Raw genomic sequence first — 22,528 nt, forward strand, 5'->3', positions numbered from 1 at the left:
ATGTAGGAGCCGATGGACATCACCGCTACCGACCCGCTCGACCGGATCATCGCCGATCGCCTGACGCAGGCGCTCGCCCCGTCGCATCTGACCGTCAGCAACGACAGCGCGCAGCATCGCGGCCATATGGGCGACGACGGCACGGGCGAGTCGCATTTCAGCGTCGACATCGTCGCCGACGCCTTCGCCGGCCAGTCCCGCGTTGCGCGCCAGCGGCTCGTCAACCATGCGCTCGCCGACCTGCTCGCGACCCGCATCCACGCGCTCGCGATCCGGGCCCGCGCACCGGGAGACGCCTGATGTCCTGCGACCTGTGGTACTGGCCGGGCATCCAGGGCCGTGGCGAATTCGTGCGGCTGGCGCTGGAGGGTGGCGGCATCGCGTATCGCGATCGCGCGCGGGAGGAGGGCGCGGAGGCGCTGCTCGACGATATGGAGACGCGACAGGACCGCACGCCGTTCGCGCCGCCCTATCTCGACTGCGACGGGCTCGTCATCGCGCAAGTCGCCAACATCCTGATGTATCTGGGCGAACGCCACGGCCTCGCGCCGTCGTCGATCGCGGACCGGCTGTGGCTGAACCAGATCCAGCTGACGATCACCGACCTCGTCGCGGAGGTTCACGACGTCCATCACCCGGTCGCCACGGGAGACTATTACGAAGACCAGAAACCGGAAGCCGAACGCACCGCCGCGCAGTTCCGCAACGAGCGCCTGCCGAAGTTCCTGACCTATTTCGAGGATGCGCTGAACGGCGCCGATTGGCTGGTCGATCATCGCTGGACCTATGCCGACACGTCGCTGTTCCAGCTGTTCGAGGGGCTGCGCTACATGTTCCCGCAGCGCATGGTGACGCTGGAGCCGAATTATCCCGGTCTGGTGGCGCTCCACGGCCGGGTCGCGGCATTGCCCGGCATCCGCGCCTATCTCAAGAGCGACCGCCGACTGGCGTTCAACGAGGATGGCATCTTCCGCCACTATCCCGAACTGGACGCCGCCTGACATGCGCCGACAGCGCCCCGCCGCGCGCATCCTGCTGGTCGACGGCTGTGGCCGGACGTTGCTGTTCCGCTTCGTGCCGGAGGACGGCCGGCCGCCCTTCTGGGTGACGCCGGGCGGGGCGGTCGATCCGGGTGAGAGCTACCCCGAAGCCGCCCGCCGCGAATTGCGCGAGGAGGTTGGCCTCGACCGGGATTGTGGACCGGAGGTCGCACGCCGGCTGGTCGAGTTCCTGACGCTGGAGGGTGTCGAGGTGCAGGCCGACGAGCGATATTTCCGTGTCGATATCGACACCTGCGACGTCGATCCTGCGGGCCATACGCCATTGGAACGCCGCGTGATAACCGAGTGGCGCTGGTTCGAACGCGACGACATCGCCGGCCACGCCGAACCGATCTTTCCCGTCGACCTGACCGCCATGCTGGCCGCGACGGACCACCCGGTGGAGGTTGCATGACCCTGACGCGTTATCCGCTCTCGACCGGCGTAGACCTCGACGTCCAGACCGCGGGCGACCGCAATGCGCCGCCGGTGATCCTGCTCCACGGTTTCCCCGAATCGCACCGGACGTGGCGGCATATCGTCCCCGATCTGGCGCGCGACCACTTCATCGTCGTGCCCGACCAGCGCGGCTATGCCCGCTCGTCCAAGCCCGCCGCGGTCGAGGATTACAGCCCCGACCGGATCGTCGGCGACCTGATCGCGCTGGCCGACGAGCTCGGCATCGGCCGCTTCACGCTGGTCGGCCATGACTGGGGCGGCGCGGTGGCGTGGATGGCGGCGCTGACCCGGCCCGACCGGGTCGAGCGGCTGGTGATCGTCAACGCGCCGCACCCCTATGTCTTCCAGCGGTCGTTGTTCGAGGACGCGGAGCAGCGCGCCGCCAGCCAGTACATCACCCGCTTCCGAGACACGAACCTCGACCGCAGCATCCTCGCAAAGGGGCTGGAGCATTTCCTCTCGACCAGCTTCGCGGGCCACGTCGCCACCGCGATCGCGGGGGCGGACAAGGCGGCGTATCTGGACGAATGGTCGCAACCGGGCGCGCTGACGGCGATGCTCAACTGGTATCGCGCGTCGAACATCGTCGTGCCGGCGCCCGGCGAGGATGCACCCCGGCCCGCGTTCCTCGACCGTCCCTTCCCGCCCGTGACGCAACGGACGCTCGTCGTCTGGGGCACGCAGGACAAGGCGCTGCTGCCGGTGCAACTGGAGGGTCTCGACGCGCTGGTGCCCGACCTGACCGTCGCGACGGTCGATGCCGGCCATTTCGTACCGTGGCAGCATCCGGAGGCGGTGATCCGCGCGATGCGGGACTGGGGTATCTGACGCGCGGGTGCGGTTCAGAAGTACCGCGCCAGCGTCACCTCGAACCGGCTGCGTTCGATCCCGTACAGCTTCAGCGACGAATCGATGTCGTTGTAGGTCCAGTTCACCTGCGGCGAGAATCCGAACAGCCGGATCTTGCGGTTGCCCAACGTCGTCCGCACCACCAGCCGCGTATCGCGCCGCGCGTCGAGGTCGAAGATCGGCAACGGCGCATCGAACATCGCCCGCGACAGGCCGACACTGCCGCCGACGTTGAAGCCGTGGGGCAGTTCGCCGCCGACGCCGACATTGCCGCCGATCTCGGTGTTGGAAAACGGCTTCTGCCGCAGCCAGTCGCGCCGTACGAACGGCCCCGCCGACATCACGATCGTCCGCGTCAGCGCATGTTCCAGCGTGCCGTACACGCCGCCCTGCCACCCGTCATAGCCACGATCGAAGAATGCGCGGACGTGCCGCACGTCGATCTGGTAGCCGAACCGGTCGCGCTTCCCGAGCATCATCTGCCCGCCGGTGCGGACGCCGACCTGCTCCGTCGTCGCGTCGCCGCCATACCAGCGCCGCGCGTACACCCCCTCCAGCGAGACGCTGCTGGTCGGGGTCAGCCGGTACTCCGCACCGCCGGCGAGCTGGACCGCATAGTCGTCGAAGCGGCGACCACCGTAATTGGTCCCGTTCGCATCGAACTCCGCCAGCGCCGACACGTCCGGTGCGACCGGCAGACGCAATCCGGCGGATAGCTGCGCGGTCTGGCCCAGACCGGAGCGCGCCTTCGCATCCTCGTTCAGTTCGGCGAGGAACGCCTGATCGCCGAGCAGCACGGTGATCGACTGCGCCGTGGTGGCGTTGTTGATGTTGGTATCGGGCGCGAGGCCGATGTTGAAATCCAGCCGCCACGCCCGTCCGCTGCGGATCGTGTCGCGCACGGTGCGGATGGTGCGGGCGATCTGTTGCGGCAGATCGGCATCCTGTTGCGCGATCCTGAGCTGGCGATCGGCGCTGGCGGTCTTCTTCAGGGCCATCAGCGCCTGCGCCAGCTCCAGCCGGACGCGCGTCTGGCGTGGATCGTCCGCCAGGATCGCCATGAACTGATCCGCCGCACGGGCATGGTCACCGGTGCGCGCCGCGATCAGCCCGCCCAGAAAGCGTGTCTGCAGGCTATAGCCGGGGGCGAGGCGCAGCGCCTCCACCAGCGGCTTCGCCTCCGCGAAATGCTGCTCCCCGATCAACCGCTCCGCCGCCGCCAGCAATTGCGGCGGCGTCAGCGTGATCCGGCAGGTGCCGCCCGAGCAGCTTTGCCCGGGGGCGGCGAATGCGGGGGCCGCCGCGACGCACAGCGCCGCCACGCTCATCCCCACGATCCGCATCGCTCGTCGCTCCGTCTGAACCGCTTACTTCTTGCCGCCGACGAAGCCGCCCATGATGTCGACCCGCTGGTTGGGAATGCCGCCGACGATGCGGAAATTGCCGCCGATGTTCTTCGCGTCCGGGCCATAGAAGGTGCCGTCGATCGAACTCGCCCCGGCGCTGCTGGTGCCCGCGCTGACCGACGTGAAGTCGATCGGCACCGCGATACCGCCGCTGGTGAAGCCGGCCGATGCGAAGGTACCGGCGAAGGCCGTCGATGCCGCCGTCCAACTGGCCGACCCGGTCGCCGCGAATGTTGCGCCGGAAGGGATGGTGAGCGCCGCATCGGTGATCGGCGCATCCTTGAAGAACCCCGGCCCGACGGTACCCGACAGGGCGAGCGTCAGGCTGCGCTTGCCGAAATCGACATCGACGGCGCTGGTGCCGTTCAGCCATTGCTGGACCGACGGGCTGCCGCCCTGCTGCATCACCATCGTCGCCAGGAACTGGCCATCGAAGCGGGCGCTGCCCTTGGTCGGTGTCTGCAACGCCGTGCTGCGGGAGCCGAAGACGAGCACGCCCTGTTCGGAAATGGTCGTCCCGTCGTCGGTCCTCTCGTTCCGCTCGAACCCGGCCAGCGACACGAACGCGCCGGAACTGTTGGGACGCTGGTAGAAGAACGTCAGCGGCACCTTGCCGTCGAGAACGTGCAGATAGTTGAAGCCCGCCAGTAGCGGCACCTGACGTTCGACATCCTGAGGATCGGAGGTGGTCCGGTGGCGGGGGTCCTGGAACGTGACATCGCGCGTCACGCCCGACTTGGCATCGCCCAGCGACAGCACGAACACACCGTCCCGTGGATCGTAGCTGATCGTACCGGACGGCGCCGCAACGGTGCTGGCGTTCCCGGTATACATCTCGCGCCCGTCCTTATCGACCGTCATCGCGTGCATCGCACCGACCGCATCGAACGTCGTCGCCGTCTTCACGTCGAACAGGTTCGCCTGCGTGGCGACCGGTGCCGTCGGCGTCGGTGTCGCAGTCGGCGTGGGGGTAGCGGCCGGCGTCGGCGTGGCCGTGCCACCGGTCGCCCCGGCGGATGAGCCGATCGACGCGACACCACCGCCACCGGATCCGCCACAGGCGACCAGCGGGAGTGCAGCAAGGGCCATGATCGTCGCGCGCATCGGTAATTCCTGTCCCGGGAAATCGTCGAGCGCGGGATTACATCGCTGTGGTTAACAACCTCTCAACCCCGCGCGACCCTCCGCGACCGGGGGTGACGGCGCGCGCGCATCGGCTTACAGCGCGCGCATGTCCCGTACCTCCGCACGAACCAAGGCGCGCGCCGCCGCTCGCCTTGCCGCCGTCCAGGCGCTGTATCAGCACGAGATGGAGGGGACGGCGATCCCCGCCCTGCTGCATGAATTCCATCACCATCGCATCGGCGCGACGATCGAGGACGTTGAATATGCCGAGGCCGACGTGATGTTCTTCGACGATCTGGTGAAGGGTGCCGCCGCCCGGCTGGCCGAGGTCGACCGCCTGATCGAGGAGAAGCTGACCGCCAGCTGGACGCTGACGCGACTCGACAAGCCGATGAAGGCGATCCTGCGCGCGGGCACCTATGAATTGCTCGCGCGGCGCGACGTGCCGGTCGGCGCGGTCATCAGCGAATATGTCGACGTGGCGCACGCCTTCTACGAAAAGCGCGAGACGGGCTTCGTCAACGGCCTGCTCGACGCGATCGCCAGGGACGCCCGCGCGAAAGGCTGATGACCGACATCGTCAATCTCAACCGCGCCCGGAAGGCGAAGGCGCGCGACGCCGCAAAGGCGACCGCCGCCGCCAACAGCGTCGCGTTCGGCCGCACCAGGGCGCAGAAGGCGGCGGACATCGCCGACGCCGACCGTCGCAAGGCGTTGCTGGACGGCGCGAAACTGGAGCGGGAATAGCCGGCGCAGACCATTGCGTCGTCACGTCGAGAATGAAGCAACATCGGCATCCCATAAAGAACTTCGTACGATGATCCCGTCCCTGCACGCAATTGCCAGCATCGACATCACGCCGTAAACTCCCGCATCACTCTGGGGGGAGTCACGATCATGCGTCCTGTTCATGCCACCTGCGCGATCCTGCTCGCGGGGACCGCCTCGCTTGCGGTCGCGCAGACCACCGCGACGCCAGCGGTGCCCGCGTCCGCGGCGGCACCGTCGCCCGCCGCCGGCGACCGGCCGGAAAGGACGCCGGCCGGCGTCACCGTCACCGCTCCCGGCGGCTGGACCTCCGCACCCGGCGCGACGTTCGTGGAGCTGACTGCGCCGGAGGGTGACATGCGCCTCGCCGTGGTCGATGTCGCCACCGCGGCCGATGCCCGCGCCGCCACGCTCGCCGCGTGGCAGGCATGGCGTCCCGCCCAGACCCGCACGCCCAAGCTGGTCACCGCTCGTCCGCCCCGCAATGGCTGGGAGGAACGTCAGGTCCTCGATTACGAGGTATCGCCCAACGAGAAGCGCGTCCTGATCGCGATGGCGCTGCGCAAGGGCACGGGCTGGACGGTGATGCTGGCCGACGGGTCGGAGGCGACCGCCGAAAAACGCGGCGCGGCGCTTGGGCTGATGCAGCAGAGCATCCGCCCCGCCGGTTATTCGCGCGAGAGTTTCGCCGGCCGGACCGCGCATCCGATGGATGCTGCCCGGATCGCGGAGCTGCGCAGCTTCGTCGAACAGGGGATGAAGGACCTCGGCGTACCCGGCGCGGCATTCGCGCTGACGACCCGCGCAAAGACGATCTACGCGACCGGGCTCGGCGTCCGCCTGCTCGGTGACCCGACGCCCATCGACGCCGACAGCGAATTCGCCGTCGCGTCGAATACCAAGGGGATGGCGACGCTGATGCTCGCCAAACTGGTCGATGAGGGCAAGCTGGCCTGGGACCAGCCGGTGACGCAGGTCTATGCGCCGTTCAAGCTCGGCAGCCCGCAGACAACCAGCAAGGTGCTCGTCCGCCACCTCGTCTGCGCGTGCACCGGGCTGCCGCGCAAGGACATGCAGGTGATCCTGAACTCCGACCCGAAAAGCGGCGCGGCGGATACGTTCCGGCAGCTGGCGGCGACGGAGCCGACCAGCGGCTTCGGTGAGGTGTTCCAGTACAACAATCTGATGGCCTCCGCCGCCGGCTATATCGGCGGGCACCTCTATTATCCGTCGATGGACCTCGACGCGGCCCTGTCAAAGGCGATGACGGACAAGGTCTGGTCGCCGCTCGGCATGACGCGCACCACGCTCGACTTCGACAAGGCGACGCAGGGCGACTGGGCGCGCCCGCACGGCGATTCGATCGACGGCGTGCCGGAACCGATGCTTGGACAAGGGATGCGCCTGAATTACGCCTTCACCCGCTACGGCGCGGCGGGCGGGGCGTGGTCGACCGCCAACGATATGATCCGCTATGTCCGGTTCGAACTGAACGAAGGCAGGCTGGATGACGGTCGCCAGTACGTCTCCGCAAAGAACCTGCTCCAGCGCCGCGTCGCCAATGTGCCGGTCGGCGAGGACCGCGTCTATGGCATGGGCATGCAGGTCGATCGCGACTACGGCATCGACGTCGTCCATCACGGCGGCAGCCTGGCCGGGTACAAGACCGACATCGTCATCATTCCCGGCGCGGATATCGGCGCGGTGATCCTGACCAATTCCGACAATGGGCAGGGCATGTTGCGCCCGTTCATGCGCCGCCTGCTCGAACTGCTCTACGATGGCAGGCCGGAGGCAGCGGACGACGTGGCCGCCACCGCCAAACGCTATCACGCCGAGATCGCCGAGGAGCGCAAGCGCGTCTCGCCGACGCCCGACGCGAAGGCCGCCGCCGCGCTGGCATCCGCCTATGTCAACGCCGACCTCGGCCGCGTGACGGTGACGCGCAAGGGCGAGGGCGTGACCTTCGACTTCCGCTCGATCGCCTCGCCGGTGGGCACGCGCCGCAACGACGACGGCACGACCAGCTTCGTCGCACTCGATCCGACCTTGCTGTTCTTCCCGATGGTGGTCGGCACGAAGGACGGCAAGCGCACGCTGACCGCGCGCGACGGCCAGCACGAATTCGTGTTCGTCGAGGCCTGACCGGTTCGGGCGGGGCGGTGGCGCGACGGCCCGCCCCGCCCTACACCTGCACGGGTGACCGAAGCCGACTTCATCGCCGCCCTGCGCACGCTGCCGCTCCACTCCGGTGCGCGGGGGCTGACCGACGACACCGCCGTCGTCGGCGGGCTGGTGATGACGACCGACACGCTGGTCGAGGGCGTACATTTCCTGTCGACCGATCCCGCCGCCGACGTCGCGTGGAAACTGGTCGCGACGAACCTGTCCGACCTTGCCGCCAAGGGGGCACTGGTCGAGGGCATCCTGCTCAACCTGCCGCTGTCCGATCCCGATCGGGATCGCGACCTGCTGAAGGGATTGCGGGAGATCATGATGGCGCATGACGTGCGGCTGATCGGCGGCGACACGGTATCGCTGCCGCCCGGCGCACCGCGCGTGCTGACCTGCACCGCGATCGGTCGCGACGCCGCCGCCCCGCCGCGCTCCGGCGCGCGGGCGGGCGATGCGCTGTGGGTGACGGGCACGATCGGCGATGCCGGCGCGGGGCTCGCGATCGCGCAGGGGCAAGCGGGGCCATCGTCGCTTCTCGCCGCGTATCGCCGCCCGCAGCCGCGACTCGCCGATGGCCGCACGCTCGGCCCGGTGGTCCATGCGATGATGGACGTGTCGGACGGCCTGCTGATCGACGCCGCGCGCATCGCCGACGCCAGCGGCCTCGCCGTCGCGATCGACCTCGCCGCCGTGCCGCTGTCCCCTGACTATATCGCCTTTGCCGGGGACGACAGGATCGCCGCGGCGACCGCCGGCGACGACTATCAGCTGCTGTTCGCGACAGACCGGGACCCGCCCGTTCCCGCGACCCGGATCGGCGCGTTCGCCCCGGGCGCCGGCCTGTCCCTTCACGACGGTGATGTCGTGATCGCGCTGCCCGATCGGCTCGGCTGGCTTCACGACGCGCCAAGCCGCTTGCGTTAGCGTCCTCCCCTGATACCTTCCCCGTAATCTCGGCGAACGATCCGCGCGGCACAGACCGTGGGGACGTCGCCCAGCAGGGGAAGGATAGGCATGACGACGGTGTATATCGCCATGGTCTGCGGCCTGATTGCCGTACTCTATGGATTCGTGACCAGCGGCCAGGTGCTGCGCCAACCCGCCGGCGACGCGAAGATGCAGGACATCGCCGCCGCCATTCAGGAGGGGGCGAAGGCATATCTGGGCCGGCAATACACCACCATCGCCATCGTCGGCGCGATCGTCGCCGTCATCCTCGCCTTCACTCTCGGCCTGCTGTCGACCGTCGGCTTCCTGATCGGCGCGATCCTGTCGGGCGTAGCCGGTTATGTCGGGATGCACATCTCGGTCCGCGCGAACGTCCGCACGGCGGAGGCGGCACGCACCTCGCTGCAAGGGGGACTCACCACCGCCTTCCGCTCGGGTGCGGTGACCGGCCTGCTCGTCGCCGGCCTCGGCCTGCTCTCGATCTGCATGTTCTTCTGGTATCTGGTCGGCCCCGCCGGCCACGCGCCCAACGACCGCATCATCGTCGAGGCGCTGACCGCGCTGGCGTTCGGCGCATCGCTGATCTCCATCTTCGCCCGACTGGGCGGCGGTATCTTCACCAAGGCGGCCGACGTCGGCGCGGACCTCGTCGGCAAGGTCGAGGCGGGCATTCCGGAGGACGACCCCCGCAACCCCGCCGTCATCGCGGATAACGTCGGCGACAATGTCGGCGATTGCGCGGGCATGGCCGCCGACCTGTTCGAAACCTATGTCGTCACGCTCGGCGTCACGATGATCTCGATCGCGCTGCTGATCCAGGCGAGCGCGGCAGAACTGCTGCGCCTGATGAGCCTGCCGCTGATCGTCGGCGGCGTGTGCATCATCACCTCGATCATCGGCACCTACATGGTCCGGCTCGGGGCCAGGGGCTCGATCATGGGCGCGCTGTACAAGGGGTTCTGGACCTCCGCGCTGCTGTCGATCCCCGCGATCTACGTTGCGTGCGTCTATACGCTGGGCGACCTCAACGCCGTGATCGGCGGCGCGGGCTTCCTCGACGCCGCGACCGACGACCTGACGACCAGCGTCGCTCCGGCGACCGCTGCGTCGTTCACGGGCATGGATCTGTTCTGGTCGATGCTCGTCGGGCTGGCGGTGACCGGCCTGATCGTGTGGATCACCGAATATTACACCGGGACGGCCTATCGCCCGGTCAAGTCGATCGCGAAGGCGTCCGAAACCGGCCATGGCACCAACGTCATTCAAGGGCTGGCGATCAGCCTCGAATCGACCGCGCTGCCGACGCTGGTGATCGTCGTCGCTGTCGTCGTGGCCTATCAACTTGCCGGCATCATCGGCATCGCCTTCGCCGCCACCGCCATGTTGTCGCAGGCGGGCATGGTCGTGGCGCTCGACGCCTATGGGCCGGTCACCGATAACGCCGGTGGTATCGCCGAGATGGCGGGCCTGCCGGACGACGTCCGCCACCGCACGGACGCGCTCGACGCGGTCGGCAACACGACGAAGGCGGTGACGAAGGGGTATGCGATCGGCTCGGCGGGTCTCGCGGCGCTGGTGCTGTTCGGCGCGTACACGACCGATCTGGCGACCTACTTCCCCAATCTGACCGTCGATTTCAGCCTGTCGAATCCGTACGTCATCGTCGGCCTGCTGCTCGGTGCGCTGCTGCCGTATCTGTTCGGCGCGTTCGGCATGACCGCCGTCGGTCGTGCGGCGGGCGCGGTGGTGGAGGAAGTCCGCGGCCAGTTCCGCGACAATCCGGGGATCATGGAGGGGACGACGCGCCCCAACTATGGCCGCACCGTCGACCTCGTCACCCGCGCCGCGATCAAGGAGATGATCGGCCCCTCGCTGCTGCCGGTCGTCAGCCCCATCGCCCTGTATTTCATCATCACCGCGGTGGCGGGGCAGGCGCAGGGCTTCGCCTCGCTGGGCGCGATGCTGCTCGGCGTGATCGTATCGGGCCTGTTCGTCGCGATCTCGATGACCAGCGGCGGCGGTGCGTGGGACAATGCCAAGAAATACATCGAGGACGGCAATCACGGCGGCAAGGGATCGGAGGCGCATAAGGCCGCCGTCACGGGCGACACCGTCGGCGATCCGTACAAGGACACCGCCGGCCCCGCCGTGAACCCGATGATCAAGATCACCAACATCGTCGCCCTCCTGCTGCTCGCTGCCCTCGCCGGAGGTGGCGCAGGGTGATCCGGTCGGGCGGGGGGCGACTGACCCACCCGGCTGATCCACGCTAGGTTGATCGAAGGGGAAGAATCGGGCCGGCAGGACGCCGGTCGATCGGGGGCAGTCTTCATGAAATATGCGTATGTGGTGGTCTTGGCCGCGCTGTCGGTCGGCGCGTCCGCGACGGCACAGGTCAATCTCGACGCCAAGGCCGCCGCCGCAGCATTCGGCGCGCGCGAACACGTCATCGACGCCAGCCTATCGCCCGACGGCTCCAAGGTCGCGATGGTCGTGCCCGGCCCGGTGCAATCGACGGTGGTGCAACTGCTCGATATGCAGACGGGCAGCGCCAAGGCGATCAACTACGCCAAGGGCGATCCGATGACGCTGACGACCTGCGGCTGGGCATCGAACGCACGCCTCGTCTGCTCACTGTACGGCATATCCAATGTCGCGATGGGCGGATATCTCGCCTATCAGCGGCTCATCGCCTTCGGTGCGGATGGCGCGGACCCGATCTCGCTCGGCACGAAGGAGCGAGTGAAGCTGTACGCCAGCCAGTCAGACGGCTACGTCGTCGACTGGCGCGACGGAGCGTCGGACAATGTCCTGATCGCGCGCAACTACATCCCGGCCCGCGCCGAGGCGAACTTCTCCGGCGGCATCGCGAACGGGCTGGGGGTCGACCTGATCGACACCCGCACCGGCAAAGTCGACCATGTCGAGGGCGCGCATCCCCGCGCCACCGGCTATCTGGGCGATGGCAAGGGCACGATCCGCCTGATGATGCTCGACAATCAGCGTCTCTCGGCCGAGACGCGCGGCATTACCGAAATCTTTTATCGCCAGCCGGGCAAGCGCGACTGGCTGCCGCTCGGCACCTACAATTCAGTCACGGAGACGGGCATCTATCCTGTCGCGATCGATAGTACCGCCAATGTAGCGTATGTGCTGAAAGGCCTGAACGGTCGCGACGCGCTATATCGCATCACCCTCGACGGCAGCGGCAAGGAAGAGCTCGCCTATTCGAACGCCGATGTCGATGTCAGCGGCGTCGTCCGGATCGGTCGATCCGGTCGCGTCGTCGCCGCCAGCTATGCGTCGGACGATCACAGCAGCACGATCTTCGATCCCGAGTTCAAGAAGCTCGTCGCAGGCTTTGGTCGCGCCCTCCCCGCCCTGCCGCTGATCCGCGTCGTGGATTCCAGCGCCGACGAGCAGGTCCACCTGGTCTACGCCGCCAGCGACACCGATCCGGGTCGCTACTTCCTGTTCGATTCCAACAACAAGAGCCTTAGTCCGCTTGGTCAGGATCGACCCGAACTCGCCGGCGTGACCTTGGGTACGGTCAAGCCGATCAGCTACAGGGCAGCGGATGGCACGATGATCCCCGCCTATTTGACGCTGCCGCCCGGTGGCACAGGCAAGAACCTGCCGGCGATCGTCATGCCGCACGGCGGACCGGCGGCACGTGACGAATGGGGTTTCGACTGGCTGGCGCAGTTCTTCGTCAATCGCGGCTATGCGGTCATCCAGCCCAATTATCGGGGTTCCGCCGGATACGGCCAGCAATGGTTCCAGCAGAACGGCTTCAAGTCATGGAAGACCGCGATCGGCGACGTGACCGATGCCGGACGCTGGCTGGTCGCAGAGGGGATCGCGGACCCGGCCAAGCTCGCGATCGTCGGCTGGTCCTATGGTGGCTATCCCGCGCTCCAGAGCCAGGTCGTCGCCCCCGATCTGTTCAAGGCCGTCGTCGCGATCGCGCCGGTGACCGATCTGGGCATGCTGCGCGCCGAAAAGGTGGGCTTCACGAATACGACACTGGCGCGCAATTATATCGGCGACGGGCCGCATCTGGAGGAGGGTTCCCCAGCCCGCCACGCCGCGGCTTTCAAGGCACCGGTACTGATGTTCCACGGCGACAAGGACATCAACGTCGATGTGGGCGAGTCGCGGGCCATGGACAGGCAATTGAAGGCGGCGAAAAAATCGTCCGGGCTGGTCGTCTATCCCGGCATCGACCATCAGCTTCGCGACAGTGCGGTGCGAACCGACATGCTGGCGAGGGCCGACGCGTTCCTGACCGCAACGATGATACGATAAATCGGGTGGTCGTGGTGCATGGCGTTGATTTGCTGGGTCACATTCACTGCGCCCAACATCGCGAGTCTCGCGACAGCCACATCGTAAACGCGTAACAGATCACGGATGCCGGCCCCTGGGCGCCGATGCTCGCCGGCATGGGCGTCGCCGGTGGCGCGCTCCTTACGCGATCGCGTCACGTGCGCTTCGCCGCCTGACGAACATTGTCCGTTATGGCGCCATTCGCGGGAGAAAGGTCCGGAACCGAGCCACTTGGTCGTGACGTGATCGACGTCGTGCGATTGTCTGCCGGGCATGACGCCCCCCGGCAACCGGCCCGCGAACCAGCTATTCTACGGCGACAACCTCGTCGTCCTGCGGCGCGACATCGCGGACGAGAGCGTCGACCTGATCTATCTCGATCCGCCGTTCAATTCGAACGCCACCTACAACGTCCTGTTCAAATCGCCGACCGGCGGCCATGCCGATGCGCAGATCGCCGCGTTCGAGGATAGCTGGCACTGGAATGCGGCCGCGGAAGAGGCGTTCGACGATGTCCGGCGCAGGGGCCACGCCCGCACCTTCGATCTGTTGAACGCGATGCGCGGGTTCCTCGGCGACAACGACATGATGGCCTATCTGGCGATGATGGCGGTCCGCCTGATCGAGCTGCACCGCGTGTTGAAGCCCACCGGCTCGCTCTATCTCCACTGCGACCCCACCGCGAGCCATTACCTGAAACTGCTGCTGGACGGCGTGTTCGGCGCGGCGTCGTTCCGCACCGAGATCAACTGGCGGCGATCGTCCGCGCACAACGACGGCAAGCAGGGTCGCGCGCAATATGGCAATATCCGCGATGTCATCCTGTTCTACAGCAAGTCCGCCGACTGGACCTGGCACTGGCAGTACACCGCCTACGACCAATCCTACGTCGCCAGCGCGTACCGCCATGTCGACGCGGCCGGGCGACGCTATCGGCGTGGCGACCTGACCGCGGCGAAGCCGGGCGGCGACGTCAGCTATGGCTGGCCCGTCAAGCGCCCGATCGGCGGCGCGTGGGAGGCCGATCTGGACGACGACCATCACGCGCCGCGAGAGGGTTGGGAGTATCGGCAGGTGCCCCCCTACAAAGGGCGTTTCTGGGCGTTCTCCCGCACGAACATGGCGGCGTTCGCGCGTGAGGATCGGCTCGCCTATGCGGCGTCGGGGATGCCCGAGTATAAACGCTATCTCGACGAGCAGCCGGGCGTGCCGTTGCAGAACGACTGGGGCGACATCTATCCGGTCACGGGCCACGAACGGCTCGGCTATCCGACGCAGAAGCCGGTGGCGCTGCTGGAACGGATCATCGCCGCCTCGTCCGATCCCGATGCCGTCATCCTCGATCCGTTCTGCGGCTGCGGCACCGCGATCCATGCCGCGCAGAAGCTGGGCCGGCGCTGGATCGGGATCGACGTGACGCATCTCGCCATCTCGCTGATCGAGAAGCGGTTGCGGGATGCGTTCCCGGCCATCGCCTTCACCGTCGAGGGGACGCCGCGCGATCTGGCGTCCGCGCTCGATCTGGCGGCGCGAGACAAATACCAGTTCCAGTGGTGGGTGGTGTCGCTGGTCGACGCGCAACCCTTCGGCGGTCGCAGGAAGGGCGCGGACGGCGGCATCGACGGGGTGATCTGGCTGCAACTGTCCGCCACGGGCAAGGCGGATCGGGCGCTGGTGTCGGTCAAGGCCGGCGCGAACGTCTCGGTGGCGATGATCCGCGACCTGAAAGGCACGATGGAGCGTGAGAAGGCCCCGTTCGGCCTTTTCCTGACCGTCACGCCGCCGACCCGCCCGATGCGCGAGGAGGCGGCGTCGGCCGGCACGTGGCGCGATCCGCTGACCGATCAGGCGTTCGAACGGCTGCAGATCATGACGTTGCAGGAGTTGATGGACGGCAAGCGCCCGCGCCTTCCCGTCGTTCACCGCACCGCCTCCGTCCGCCGCGCCGGGCGGGAGGACATGGCCCGGCAGACGCGATTATTGTAGCGTCGCCGGTATCCCGGAGTTCGCGACCGCCGAGCATTGTCGCCCCCGCCCCGAACACTATATACGCTGTGTGCCGCCCGGATACGGCGTCTTCGCCAGACCTTTCGCACTCCCGGATCGGCCGCGCTCCGCGCTCGCCTTTCCTTTGTGGTGCGATCGGCGTAAGGGCGGCGCGATATATTCCGATTTTGACGAGGTTTGTTTGGCCAAGGAAGAACTGCTCGAGATGCGCGGCCGCGTGGTGGAATTGCTCCCCAACGCGATGTTCCGCGTGCAGCTTGAGAACGATCACGAGATTCTGGGGCACACCGCCGGCAAGATGCGCAAGAACCGCATCCGCGTGCTGGTCGGTGACGAGGTGCTGGTCGAACTGACCCCGTACGACCTGACCAAGGGTCGCATCACCTATCGCTTCATGCCCGGCCGCGGCGGTCCCGGACCGTCGTAGTAGACGGGCCGATGATCGAAGCACGGGCGGCGATACCCGGACTGGTTCTCGCCTCCACATCGCCGCGCCGGCTGGAACTGCTCGGCCGGCTGGGACTTACCCCTGCCCGCATCGCCGCGCCGGATGTCGACGAGACGCCGCGGCGGGACGAGGAACCGCGCGCCTATGCCACCCGCATCGCGCTGGCCAAGGCGCAGGCGGTGGAACGTCACGACGGAGAGGTCGTGCTGGCGGGCGACACGACGATCGCCGCCGGCCGCCGCATTCTCGGCAAGCCCGCCGACGATGCCGACCTCGCCGCGATGCTGCGCCTGCTGTCGGGGCGCCGTCACCATTGCCTGTCCGCGATATGCGTGATCGACGCGGAGGGCCGCATCCGCAGCCGGCTGTCCGACACCGTCGTCGCCTTTCGTCCGCTGACGCATGCGGAAATCGACGCCTATGTCGCGTGCGGCGAGGGACAGGGAAAAGCCGGCGGCTACGCGATCCAGGGGCGCGCCGAGGCGTTCGTGCGCTTCCTCCACGGCAGCCATTCGGGCGTCGTCGGCCTGCCGCTGACGGAGACGCGCGCGCTCCTCAAGGCTGCCGGACTGCCACTTGCCTGAATGGCTTTACGAGGCGGGAATCGGCGAGGCGCGCGCCGCGCTGATCGATGACGATCGCATACTGATCGCCGCGATCGAGCCGGACGATGCCGGCCCGCTGGTCGGCGGCATCCACGCCGCGCGCCTGACCGAAATCCTGCCCGGGCGCAGCGGTCGCGCGACGCTGGCGACCGGCGAGGAGGTCTGGCTCCCGAAACTGCCCGCCGGCATCACGCAGGGCGCGGCGCTGACGGTCGAGATCGTCCGCGAATCGGTCCCGGAACCCGGCCGCACCAAACCGCCCCGCGCCTATGCCACCGACGCGGCTCCGGCTTCCGCCCCGACATTGCGCGATCGCATCGCCGCGACCGACCACCCGGTCCGTGAATATCGCGCGCACGAGGCGGACCGGCTGGAACAGGCCGACTGGTCGGAGGTGCTGGAGGAGGCACGGACCGGCGACATCGTCTTCCCCGGCGGCATGCTGCTGATGTACGCGACGCCCGCGATGACGCTGTTCGATATCGACGGGCCGCCCCCTGCCGACGCGCTGGCGCTCGCCGCAGCGCCGCACGTCGCCGCCGCGATCATGCGTCACGGCATCGGCGGATCGATCGGCGTCGACTTCCCGACGATCGAGGGCAAGACGCTGCGCAACACCGTTGCCGCCGCGATCGACGATGCCTTGCCGCAACCGTTCGAGCGTACCGCCGTCAACGGCTTCGGCTTCCTCCAGATCATCCGCCCGCGCCCGCGCGCTTCGCTGCCTGAACGGCTGCGCGCCGATCCTGCCGGAGCCGCCGCCCGCGCGCTGCTGCGTCGGCTGGAGCGGGAGCCGCCCGGATCGCCGCGACGTCACCGGATCCCCCCTGCCGTCCACGCGAAGCTCCTGACCCGCCCCGACTGGCTGGCCAAACTGGCCCGCCGCACCGGCATCACTCACGAATGGGAGAGCGGCTGATGGCCGGGATCACCTGCCCGATCTGCGGAGAACCCGCTGACCCCGACGTCCGCCCCTTCTGCTCCGCCCGCCACCGCGACCGCGACCTGCTGCAATGGCTGGGCGAGGGATATCGCATCCCCGCCGGTCCCGCGGACGAGGATGGCGAAGACGGACTGGACAAGACTTACGCGCCCGACTAAGGCCGCGCTTCGCCGTGATCCACGGTTGGCCCGGGTAGCTCAGTTGGTAGAGCATGCGACTGAAAATCGCAGTGTCGGCGGTTCGAATCCGTCCCCGGGCACCACGTCCTCCTCCCCAGACTCGTCGACCCCGCTCATCATCGATTAACCGCGTAACCGCTTCTTAGGACGCGGCGGCCCATAGGCGTCGGACCTTCCCGTCCGGATGCCGCCGATGATCCCGCTTCCCCTGATCGCCCCCAATCCGCCCCGCGCCAGCCGCCTGGGCGAGGCGTTCGCGCGGGTGGAGGCGTCGGGCATCTACAGCAATCACGGTCCCGAAGCGCGCGCGTTCGAGGCGGAGGCGACGATGCAGCTGTTCGCCGGTCGCGGCGCAAGCCTGGCCGTCGCCAACGCCACGCTCGGCCTGATGATCGCGATCCGCGAGGCGGCGGGTCTGCGCCATCGCCCCGGCGCGCAGGCGCTGATGCCCGCATTGACCTTCGCGGCGACGGCGCAGGCGGCGGAATGGGCCGGGCTCCAGCCACTGGTGATCGACATCGACCCGGACGACTGGGCGATGTGCGCCGCCGGGGAGGAGCGGATGCTGCGCGAGCGGCCCGGCCGCATCGCTGTCATCGTTCCCTATGCGACGTTCGGCAACGCCATCGACCTCGATCGCTATATGTGGTTGCGGCGGCGTTACGGCGTCGGCGTGGTGATCGACGCCGCCGCCTCGCTCGGCACGCTGGACGATCGCGGGATCGGCTTCGGAGCCGACGCCCCGTTCGCCGTGGTCCATTCGATGCACGCCACCAAGACCTTCGCGGTGGCCGAGGGCGGCCTGATCCACAGCGGCGACGCCGACCTGATCGAGCGGCTGCGCGTGATGACCAATTTCGGCTTCACCGGCGGCCGTTCTGCGACGATGCCTGGCATCAACGCCAAGCTGCCCGAAGTGCTGGCGGTGATGGCGCGCGAGAAGCTGACCGGAATCCAGCCGATCTGCGACGGGCGCGCGGCGGTGGAGCAGGCGTATCGCGAGGCACTGGGCGACGTCGCGTTGCAATCGGTCACGGGCCACCGCCGCGCGGTGCAGTTCATGCCCGTACTGCTCCCCGAATCGCTTGCGCCGCACCGCGAGGCGGTCGTCGCGGCCCTCGCCGCCGACGGCGTCGGTTGCGGCACCTATTTCAGCCCGCATCTGGGGCAGCAGCCGTGGCTGCGCGAGGTCGGCGAATGCCGGCCGACGCCGGTCGCGGACAGCGTCGCCGCGCGTATCCTGTCGCTGCCGATTACGGACGCGATGACAGCGGCTGACGCGCGCCGCGTCGTCGCCGCGCTCCAAACCGCTTGCGCCGCGCTGACGACGGTCGCGCGCATCCCGGCGCGCCTACGATCCGTGCCCGCCGTCGCACCGATGATGATCGTCGGCGGCGGCCCCGCCGGCACCGCGCTGCTCACCGCCGCGACCAAGCGCGGCCTGCTGCCCGATCTCGCGCGCGACCTGATCGTCGTGGAGCGCGATGCCCAGATCGGCGGCGGCCGACTCGGCCGCTACGCGATCACGTCCGATTCGACCGCGCAGACCTTCCTGACGGCGGTAAAGGACAATGTGCATCCCGCCATCGCCGCCCTGCACGACGCGCCGGAAGGGCGCGCCGTCGCCGCCCATGCCGATGCGTTGGGCGTGCCGCTGGTCGAGGTCGGCCCGCTGCTGCGCGCCACCGGCGAGCGGCTGGCCGATGTCGTGCGCGATCACGGCGGCACCGTCCTGACCGGGCATGAGGCGCTGGGTGCGGAGCGGACCGGCGACGGGCTGTGGCGAGTCACGTTGCGCCGCCTGCGCGATGGCGCGACCGTGCAACGACTGACGCGCGCGCTGGTCGTCGCGACCGGCGGCCATCAGCCGCTGGACCGGCTGGCGACGCAGCGCATCGCCGGTGCACCGCTCGTCGAACTGGCGGGCGAGCGGCTGATGCAGTCCGATGCGGTCCTGACGCTGGGCGGGTTCGCGCAGGTCGCCGACATCCTGTCGCGCCGGCGAGCGCCGAAGATCGCCGTCATCGGCGGCTCCACCAGCGCCCTGACCAGCGTGGCGCTGCTGCTGAAAGGGCAACCCGCGCTACCGCTCGGCGCGGGCGCGATCACGTTGCTGCACCGACGGCCGCTGCGCCCCTTCTACCACAGCGTGGAGGCCGCCCGCGCCGAGGGTTTCACCGATTTTGGTCTCGACGACATCTGTCCCGTCTCGGGCTTCGTCTATCGTCTCGCCGGGTTCCGGCTGGAGGCGCGCGACCTCGTGCTGCGGATGCTCGGCGTGGATGGCCGCGCGCCCGATCCGCGCGTCGCGCTCCACCGGATCGCGGGAGAGGATGACGCCACCGCCCGCGCGATCGTCCGCGATGCCGACCTCGTCGTCGCAGCCCTCGGCTATCGCCCGATCGGCCTGCCACTGACCGGTGTCGACGGGCGCCCGCTGGCGATTGCGGCGGACGAGGGCGCACCGATGGTCGACCGTTACTGTCGCATCGTCGGCGCGGACGGCCAGCCCGTGCCCGACGCCTATGGCATCGGCCTTGCCGCCGGCTTCGTGCCGTGGGGCGCGCTGGGCGGGGAGGCCAGTTTCGTGGGGCAGGCGAACGGCCTGTGGCTGTGGCAGAACGATGTCGGCCTGATGATCGTCGACCAGATCCTCGCACAGGCCGCGCGCGCCGCCGCATGAGCCACACCCGCACCGTCAGCGGCACGCCAACGGTCAGCGTCGTCATGGCCGCGTATAACGGCGCGGCCCTGATCGGCGAGACGCTGGCCAGCCTGCGCGACCAGAGCCTGCCCGACTGGGAAGCGATCGTCGTCGACGACGGATCGAGCGATGCCACGCGCGACGTCGTTGCCGCATGGCCGGATTCACGCGTCCGCCTGATCGCGCTGCCGCAGAATGGCGGCCCCGTCCGGGCGCGCAACGAAGCCCTGCGTCACGCCACCGGCCGCTACGTCGCCGGGCTGGATCAGGACGACCTCTGCCGCCCCGACCGGTTCGCGGCGCAGGTCGCGTTCCTCGAATCGCATCCCGATATCGCGCTGGTCGGCACCGCCGTGGAGTTCCTGCGCGACGGCCGCGTCCTGCCCTCCACCTACCCGCCGATCACCTCGCCCGCGCTGACCGGATGGCTGGCGTGGATCGAAAATCCGCTGGCATGGTCGTCGGTGATGGTTCGCGGGGAGGTCGCCCGCGCGCTCGATCCGTTTACCCGACCCGACATCCTCTATGCAGAGGATTTCGACCTCTATCACCGCGTCGCGCCGTTCGGCGGCATCGCCCGGCTCGACGCGCCGCTGGTCCGGTATCGCCAGCACGCGGGCGGTATCTCCCGCCGCTATCGCGACCGGATGGAAGCAAGCGCCACAGAGGTGCTGGCCGCACGTCACGCCGCCCTGCTCGGGAAGCGGGCGGAGGCGGCGGCGCGGGCGCTGGTGGTCCACAATATGGGCGGCCGGGCAGTGCGGGACCGCGCGACGCTGGCGCTGCTCGGCGGCGTGCTGGCGCAATTGCGCGACGCCTATCTGGCGGAGACTCGCCCCGGCGAGGCGGACCGTCGACTGATCCACTGGCACACCGCCGACCGCTGGGCGCGAATCGGCCGCACCGCGCTGCGGGAAGGAACGCTGACGCTCGCGGATATGGCGGCGATGCGCCACGGCCCGCTCGGCAGCCCCGCGCCCGCCGCCCCCGCCTGGTCGCGGCTGGTCGGCGCGGCGCGCAATCTGGGGCTTCAGACCTTGGCGGCGAAGATCATCCGGCCCGGCCCGAGCCGCGCGAACACCTGATCCAGATCGCGCTCGCCGACTGCGAAACAGCCCTGGCTGCGGCCGAGCATACCGTGCGACTTCACCATGTCCGGGTTGGCGTACCACGCCGAATGGATCACGATGGCGCGGCCCAGCGCGTTGTTGTTGGTCGGGTCGAGCCCGACCAGCCGCTGCGACCGGCCATGCTTGCCGACATAATAATCCGCCGTCGCGAATGCGCCTTCGGACGACGCATTCGAGCCGAAGTCGTTCGAGAAGCGCTTCAGATAGCCGGTATGCGACGGGTCCGACCCGCTGCCATGCGCGACCAACAACGTCGTCGTCCTGCCGTTCAGCAGGTCGACGAGATGGAAGCGCGGCTGCGACGAGCCAGCGGTGAAATCGGCGATGGCGATCCGGTCGCGCTGCGCGACGCGGCTGCCATGCTGCTGGAGCGCCGCGAGCGCCTTCCTGAACAGGTCGGGCCGTACCACACGCGGCGACACCAGCGCCTTCGCCTCCGCCGGCATCGGCGGCTGGCCCGTCGGTTTCAGATCGCGTGCCGTCAGTTTCCGCGTCGCCGACGACACGGTCCCCGGCACTGCCAATGCCCCCACCATGACCAGACCGTTGCGAATCAGCGCGCGCCGACCCAGACCCGATCCCTGCTCCACCTGTTGCTCGTGCATCGATGCTCCGACTTGTCGTTCAAACCCCGCAAGATTCGCTATAGCGGATAATGAATGACTTTTCTGTAGGAGTTCCCGCCATTTGCGGGTGAATCGCGCCAACCCGTCGCAACTGTCCCACACTTCGTCGCTACAATCATCGAGGCCGGCCCGGCACCAACCGCGACGTGATGCGTTTAACCTGACGCAAGCGATCGACGAAAGGGACGACGATGAAAAGCTGGATCATGGCTACGGCCCTCGCCGCGGCAATCGCCACGACAGGTCCGGCCTACGCCGCCAATGGCAGCCTGGTCGCGGTGGACGAGGCCGCCGCAACGCTGATGCCCAATCGCTATATCTGGAACGATGCCGCACCGGAAGCGATTTCTGCGGAACCGGTGACCGTCGTCGTCAGCATCCCGCAACAGCGCGCATTCGTCTATCGCGGCGATGTGCTCGTCGCCGCGTCCAGCGTATCTACCGGGAAGGACGGCAAGGAAACGCCGGTCGGCGTCTACCCGATCCTTCAGAAGAACGAGGACCACAAGTCCAACCTGTACAACGCCGCGCCGATGCCTTTCATGCAGCGGCTGACATGGGATGGCATTGCACTCCACGCGGGTCGCAATCCGGGCTTTCCCGATTCGCATGGCTGCATCCGCTTGCCCGCCGCCTTCGCCAAGAAGCTGTTCGGCATCACCCAGCTCGGCACGACGGTAGTCGTAACGGACATGGACGTCGTGGGCAGCCAGCTCGACCGGAGCCTGCTGGAAACCGAAGCCTCTCGTGCGAACACAGAACAACTGGCAATGCTCGGGCAATAAGA

21 protein-coding genes and 1 tRNA gene are annotated in these 22,528 nt (G+C 68.3%); 19 read left to right on the forward strand and 3 right to left on the reverse strand.

The window, feature by feature from the left end; genetic code table 11:
• Positions 1 to 12 precede the first annotated feature (12 nt).
• From ASG07_RS08085 to ASG07_RS08100, 4 genes are read left to right on the forward strand one after another with little or no spacing between them, the layout of a single operon-like run.
• The gene (locus ASG07_RS08085) at positions 13 to 300 is read left to right on the forward strand and encodes a BolA family protein (RefSeq protein ID WP_055844974.1); all 288 of its coding nucleotides are present in this window, start codon (positions 13 to 15) and stop codon (positions 298 to 300) included.
• The gene (locus ASG07_RS08090; protein WP_055844248.1) at positions 300 to 1,001 is read left to right on the forward strand and encodes a glutathione S-transferase; all 702 of its coding nucleotides are present in this window, start codon (positions 300 to 302) and stop codon (positions 999 to 1,001) included. The genes ASG07_RS08085 and ASG07_RS08090 overlap by 1 nt, the downstream gene beginning before the upstream one ends.
• Before the next feature lies 1 nt (position 1,002).
• Positions 1,003 to 1,455: an NUDIX hydrolase gene (locus tag ASG07_RS08095; protein WP_055844251.1), complete on the forward strand. Its 453-nt coding sequence runs from the start codon at positions 1,003 to 1,005 to the stop codon at positions 1,453 to 1,455.
• Complete coding sequence (locus tag ASG07_RS08100) at positions 1,452 to 2,327, forward strand: alpha/beta fold hydrolase (protein ID WP_055844253.1); 876 nt, start codon at positions 1,452 to 1,454, stop codon at positions 2,325 to 2,327. Before ASG07_RS08095 ends, ASG07_RS08100 begins: the two co-directional genes overlap by 4 nt.
• 14 nt (positions 2,328 to 2,341) lie before the next feature.
• Here the strand turns inward: ASG07_RS08100 and ASG07_RS08105 are convergent, their stop codons facing one another.
• Together ASG07_RS08105 and ASG07_RS08110 are read right to left on the reverse strand one after the other, a co-directional pair.
• Entirely contained in the window at positions 2,342 to 3,691 is a 1,350-nt protein-coding gene (locus tag ASG07_RS08105) for a surface lipoprotein assembly modifier (protein ID WP_055844256.1), read from the reverse strand.
• A gap of 24 nt (positions 3,692 to 3,715) precedes the next feature.
• Positions 3,716 to 4,858: a transferrin-binding protein-like solute binding protein gene (locus ASG07_RS08110; protein ID WP_055844259.1), complete on the reverse strand. Its 1,143-nt coding sequence runs from the start codon at positions 4,856 to 4,858 to the stop codon at positions 3,716 to 3,718.
• A 127-nt stretch (positions 4,859 to 4,985) separates the two neighbouring features.
• On the opposite strand from ASG07_RS08110, the gene nusB reads away from it, so the two are divergent.
• The 14 genes from nusB to ASG07_RS08180 all read left to right on the forward strand — a co-directional run bounded on the left by nusB (position 4,986) and on the right by ASG07_RS08180 (position 21,070).
• Positions 4,986 to 5,447, forward strand: a complete 462-nt coding sequence (gene nusB / locus ASG07_RS08115; RefSeq protein WP_055844263.1) for a transcription antitermination factor NusB — start codon at positions 4,986 to 4,988, stop codon at positions 5,445 to 5,447.
• Positions 5,447 to 5,626 carry a DUF4169 family protein gene (locus ASG07_RS08120; protein WP_055844266.1) on the forward strand — a complete coding sequence of 60 codons (180 nt, stop codon included), beginning with the start codon at positions 5,447 to 5,449 and terminating at the stop codon, positions 5,624 to 5,626. Before nusB ends, ASG07_RS08120 begins: the two co-directional genes overlap by 1 nt.
• 150 nt (positions 5,627 to 5,776) lie before the next feature.
• The gene (locus ASG07_RS08125) at positions 5,777 to 7,792 is read left to right on the forward strand and encodes a serine hydrolase domain-containing protein (RefSeq protein WP_201780982.1); all 2,016 of its coding nucleotides are present in this window, start codon (positions 5,777 to 5,779) and stop codon (positions 7,790 to 7,792) included.
• Between the two features lie 54 nt (positions 7,793 to 7,846).
• Positions 7,847 to 8,746 carry a thiamine-phosphate kinase gene (thiL, locus tag ASG07_RS08130; RefSeq protein ID WP_055844269.1) on the forward strand — a complete coding sequence of 300 codons (900 nt, stop codon included), beginning with the start codon at positions 7,847 to 7,849 and terminating at the stop codon, positions 8,744 to 8,746.
• Between the two features lie 90 nt (positions 8,747 to 8,836).
• Entirely contained in the window at positions 8,837 to 10,996 is a 2,160-nt protein-coding gene (locus ASG07_RS08135) for a sodium-translocating pyrophosphatase (RefSeq protein ID WP_055844272.1), read from the forward strand.
• A gap of 105 nt (positions 10,997 to 11,101) precedes the next feature.
• Positions 11,102 to 13,078, forward strand: coding sequence for an alpha/beta hydrolase family protein (locus ASG07_RS08140; RefSeq protein ID WP_055844275.1), 1,977 nt, complete (start codon positions 11,102 to 11,104; stop codon positions 13,076 to 13,078).
• A 294-nt stretch (positions 13,079 to 13,372) separates the two neighbouring features.
• Complete coding sequence (locus ASG07_RS08145; RefSeq protein WP_055844278.1) at positions 13,373 to 15,085, forward strand: site-specific DNA-methyltransferase; 1,713 nt, start codon at positions 13,373 to 13,375, stop codon at positions 15,083 to 15,085.
• Between the two features lie 202 nt (positions 15,086 to 15,287).
• Positions 15,288 to 15,533 carry a translation initiation factor IF-1 gene (gene infA / locus ASG07_RS08150; protein ID WP_055844981.1) on the forward strand — a complete coding sequence of 82 codons (246 nt, stop codon included), beginning with the start codon at positions 15,288 to 15,290 and terminating at the stop codon, positions 15,531 to 15,533.
• Between the two features lie 11 nt (positions 15,534 to 15,544).
• Positions 15,545 to 16,138 (forward strand): Maf family protein, encoded by a 594-nt coding sequence (locus ASG07_RS08155; RefSeq protein ID WP_055844281.1) that lies wholly within the window; start codon positions 15,545 to 15,547, stop codon positions 16,136 to 16,138.
• Complete coding sequence (locus ASG07_RS08160; protein WP_055844283.1) at positions 16,131 to 17,078, forward strand: hypothetical protein; 948 nt, start codon at positions 16,131 to 16,133, stop codon at positions 17,076 to 17,078. Before ASG07_RS08155 ends, ASG07_RS08160 begins: the two co-directional genes overlap by 8 nt.
• Positions 17,078 to 17,260: a DNA gyrase inhibitor YacG gene (locus ASG07_RS08165; protein WP_236694600.1), complete on the forward strand. Its 183-nt coding sequence runs from the start codon at positions 17,078 to 17,080 to the stop codon at positions 17,258 to 17,260. Before ASG07_RS08160 ends, ASG07_RS08165 begins: the two co-directional genes overlap by 1 nt.
• Before the next feature lie 28 nt (positions 17,261 to 17,288).
• Positions 17,289 to 17,364 (forward strand) — tRNA-Phe (locus ASG07_RS08170).
• A 110-nt stretch (positions 17,365 to 17,474) separates the two neighbouring features.
• Positions 17,475 to 19,964, forward strand: a complete 2,490-nt coding sequence (locus ASG07_RS08175; protein ID WP_055844984.1) for a DegT/DnrJ/EryC1/StrS family aminotransferase — start codon at positions 17,475 to 17,477, stop codon at positions 19,962 to 19,964.
• The gene (locus ASG07_RS08180) at positions 19,961 to 21,070 is read left to right on the forward strand and encodes a glycosyltransferase family 2 protein (RefSeq protein WP_055844289.1); all 1,110 of its coding nucleotides are present in this window, start codon (positions 19,961 to 19,963) and stop codon (positions 21,068 to 21,070) included. Before ASG07_RS08175 ends, ASG07_RS08180 begins: the two co-directional genes overlap by 4 nt.
• Here the strand turns inward: ASG07_RS08180 and ASG07_RS08185 are convergent.
• Positions 21,016 to 21,720: a murein L,D-transpeptidase catalytic domain family protein gene (locus tag ASG07_RS08185; RefSeq protein ID WP_082474659.1), complete on the reverse strand. Its 705-nt coding sequence runs from the start codon at positions 21,718 to 21,720 to the stop codon at positions 21,016 to 21,018. The two genes, ASG07_RS08180 and ASG07_RS08185, sit on opposite strands and share 55 nt — an antisense overlap.
• Positions 21,721 to 21,932: 212 nt before the next feature.
• On the opposite strand from ASG07_RS08185, the gene ASG07_RS08190 reads away from it, so the two are divergent.
• Positions 21,933 to 22,526 carry a L,D-transpeptidase family protein gene (locus ASG07_RS08190; protein ID WP_055844292.1) on the forward strand — a complete coding sequence of 198 codons (594 nt, stop codon included), beginning with the start codon at positions 21,933 to 21,935 and terminating at the stop codon, positions 22,524 to 22,526.
• Positions 22,527 to 22,528: the final 2 nt, after the last annotated feature.

It is taken from the genome of Sphingomonas sp. Leaf343, from assembly GCF_001423765.1.
Lineage (GTDB): Bacteria > Pseudomonadota > Alphaproteobacteria > Sphingomonadales > Sphingomonadaceae > Sphingomonas.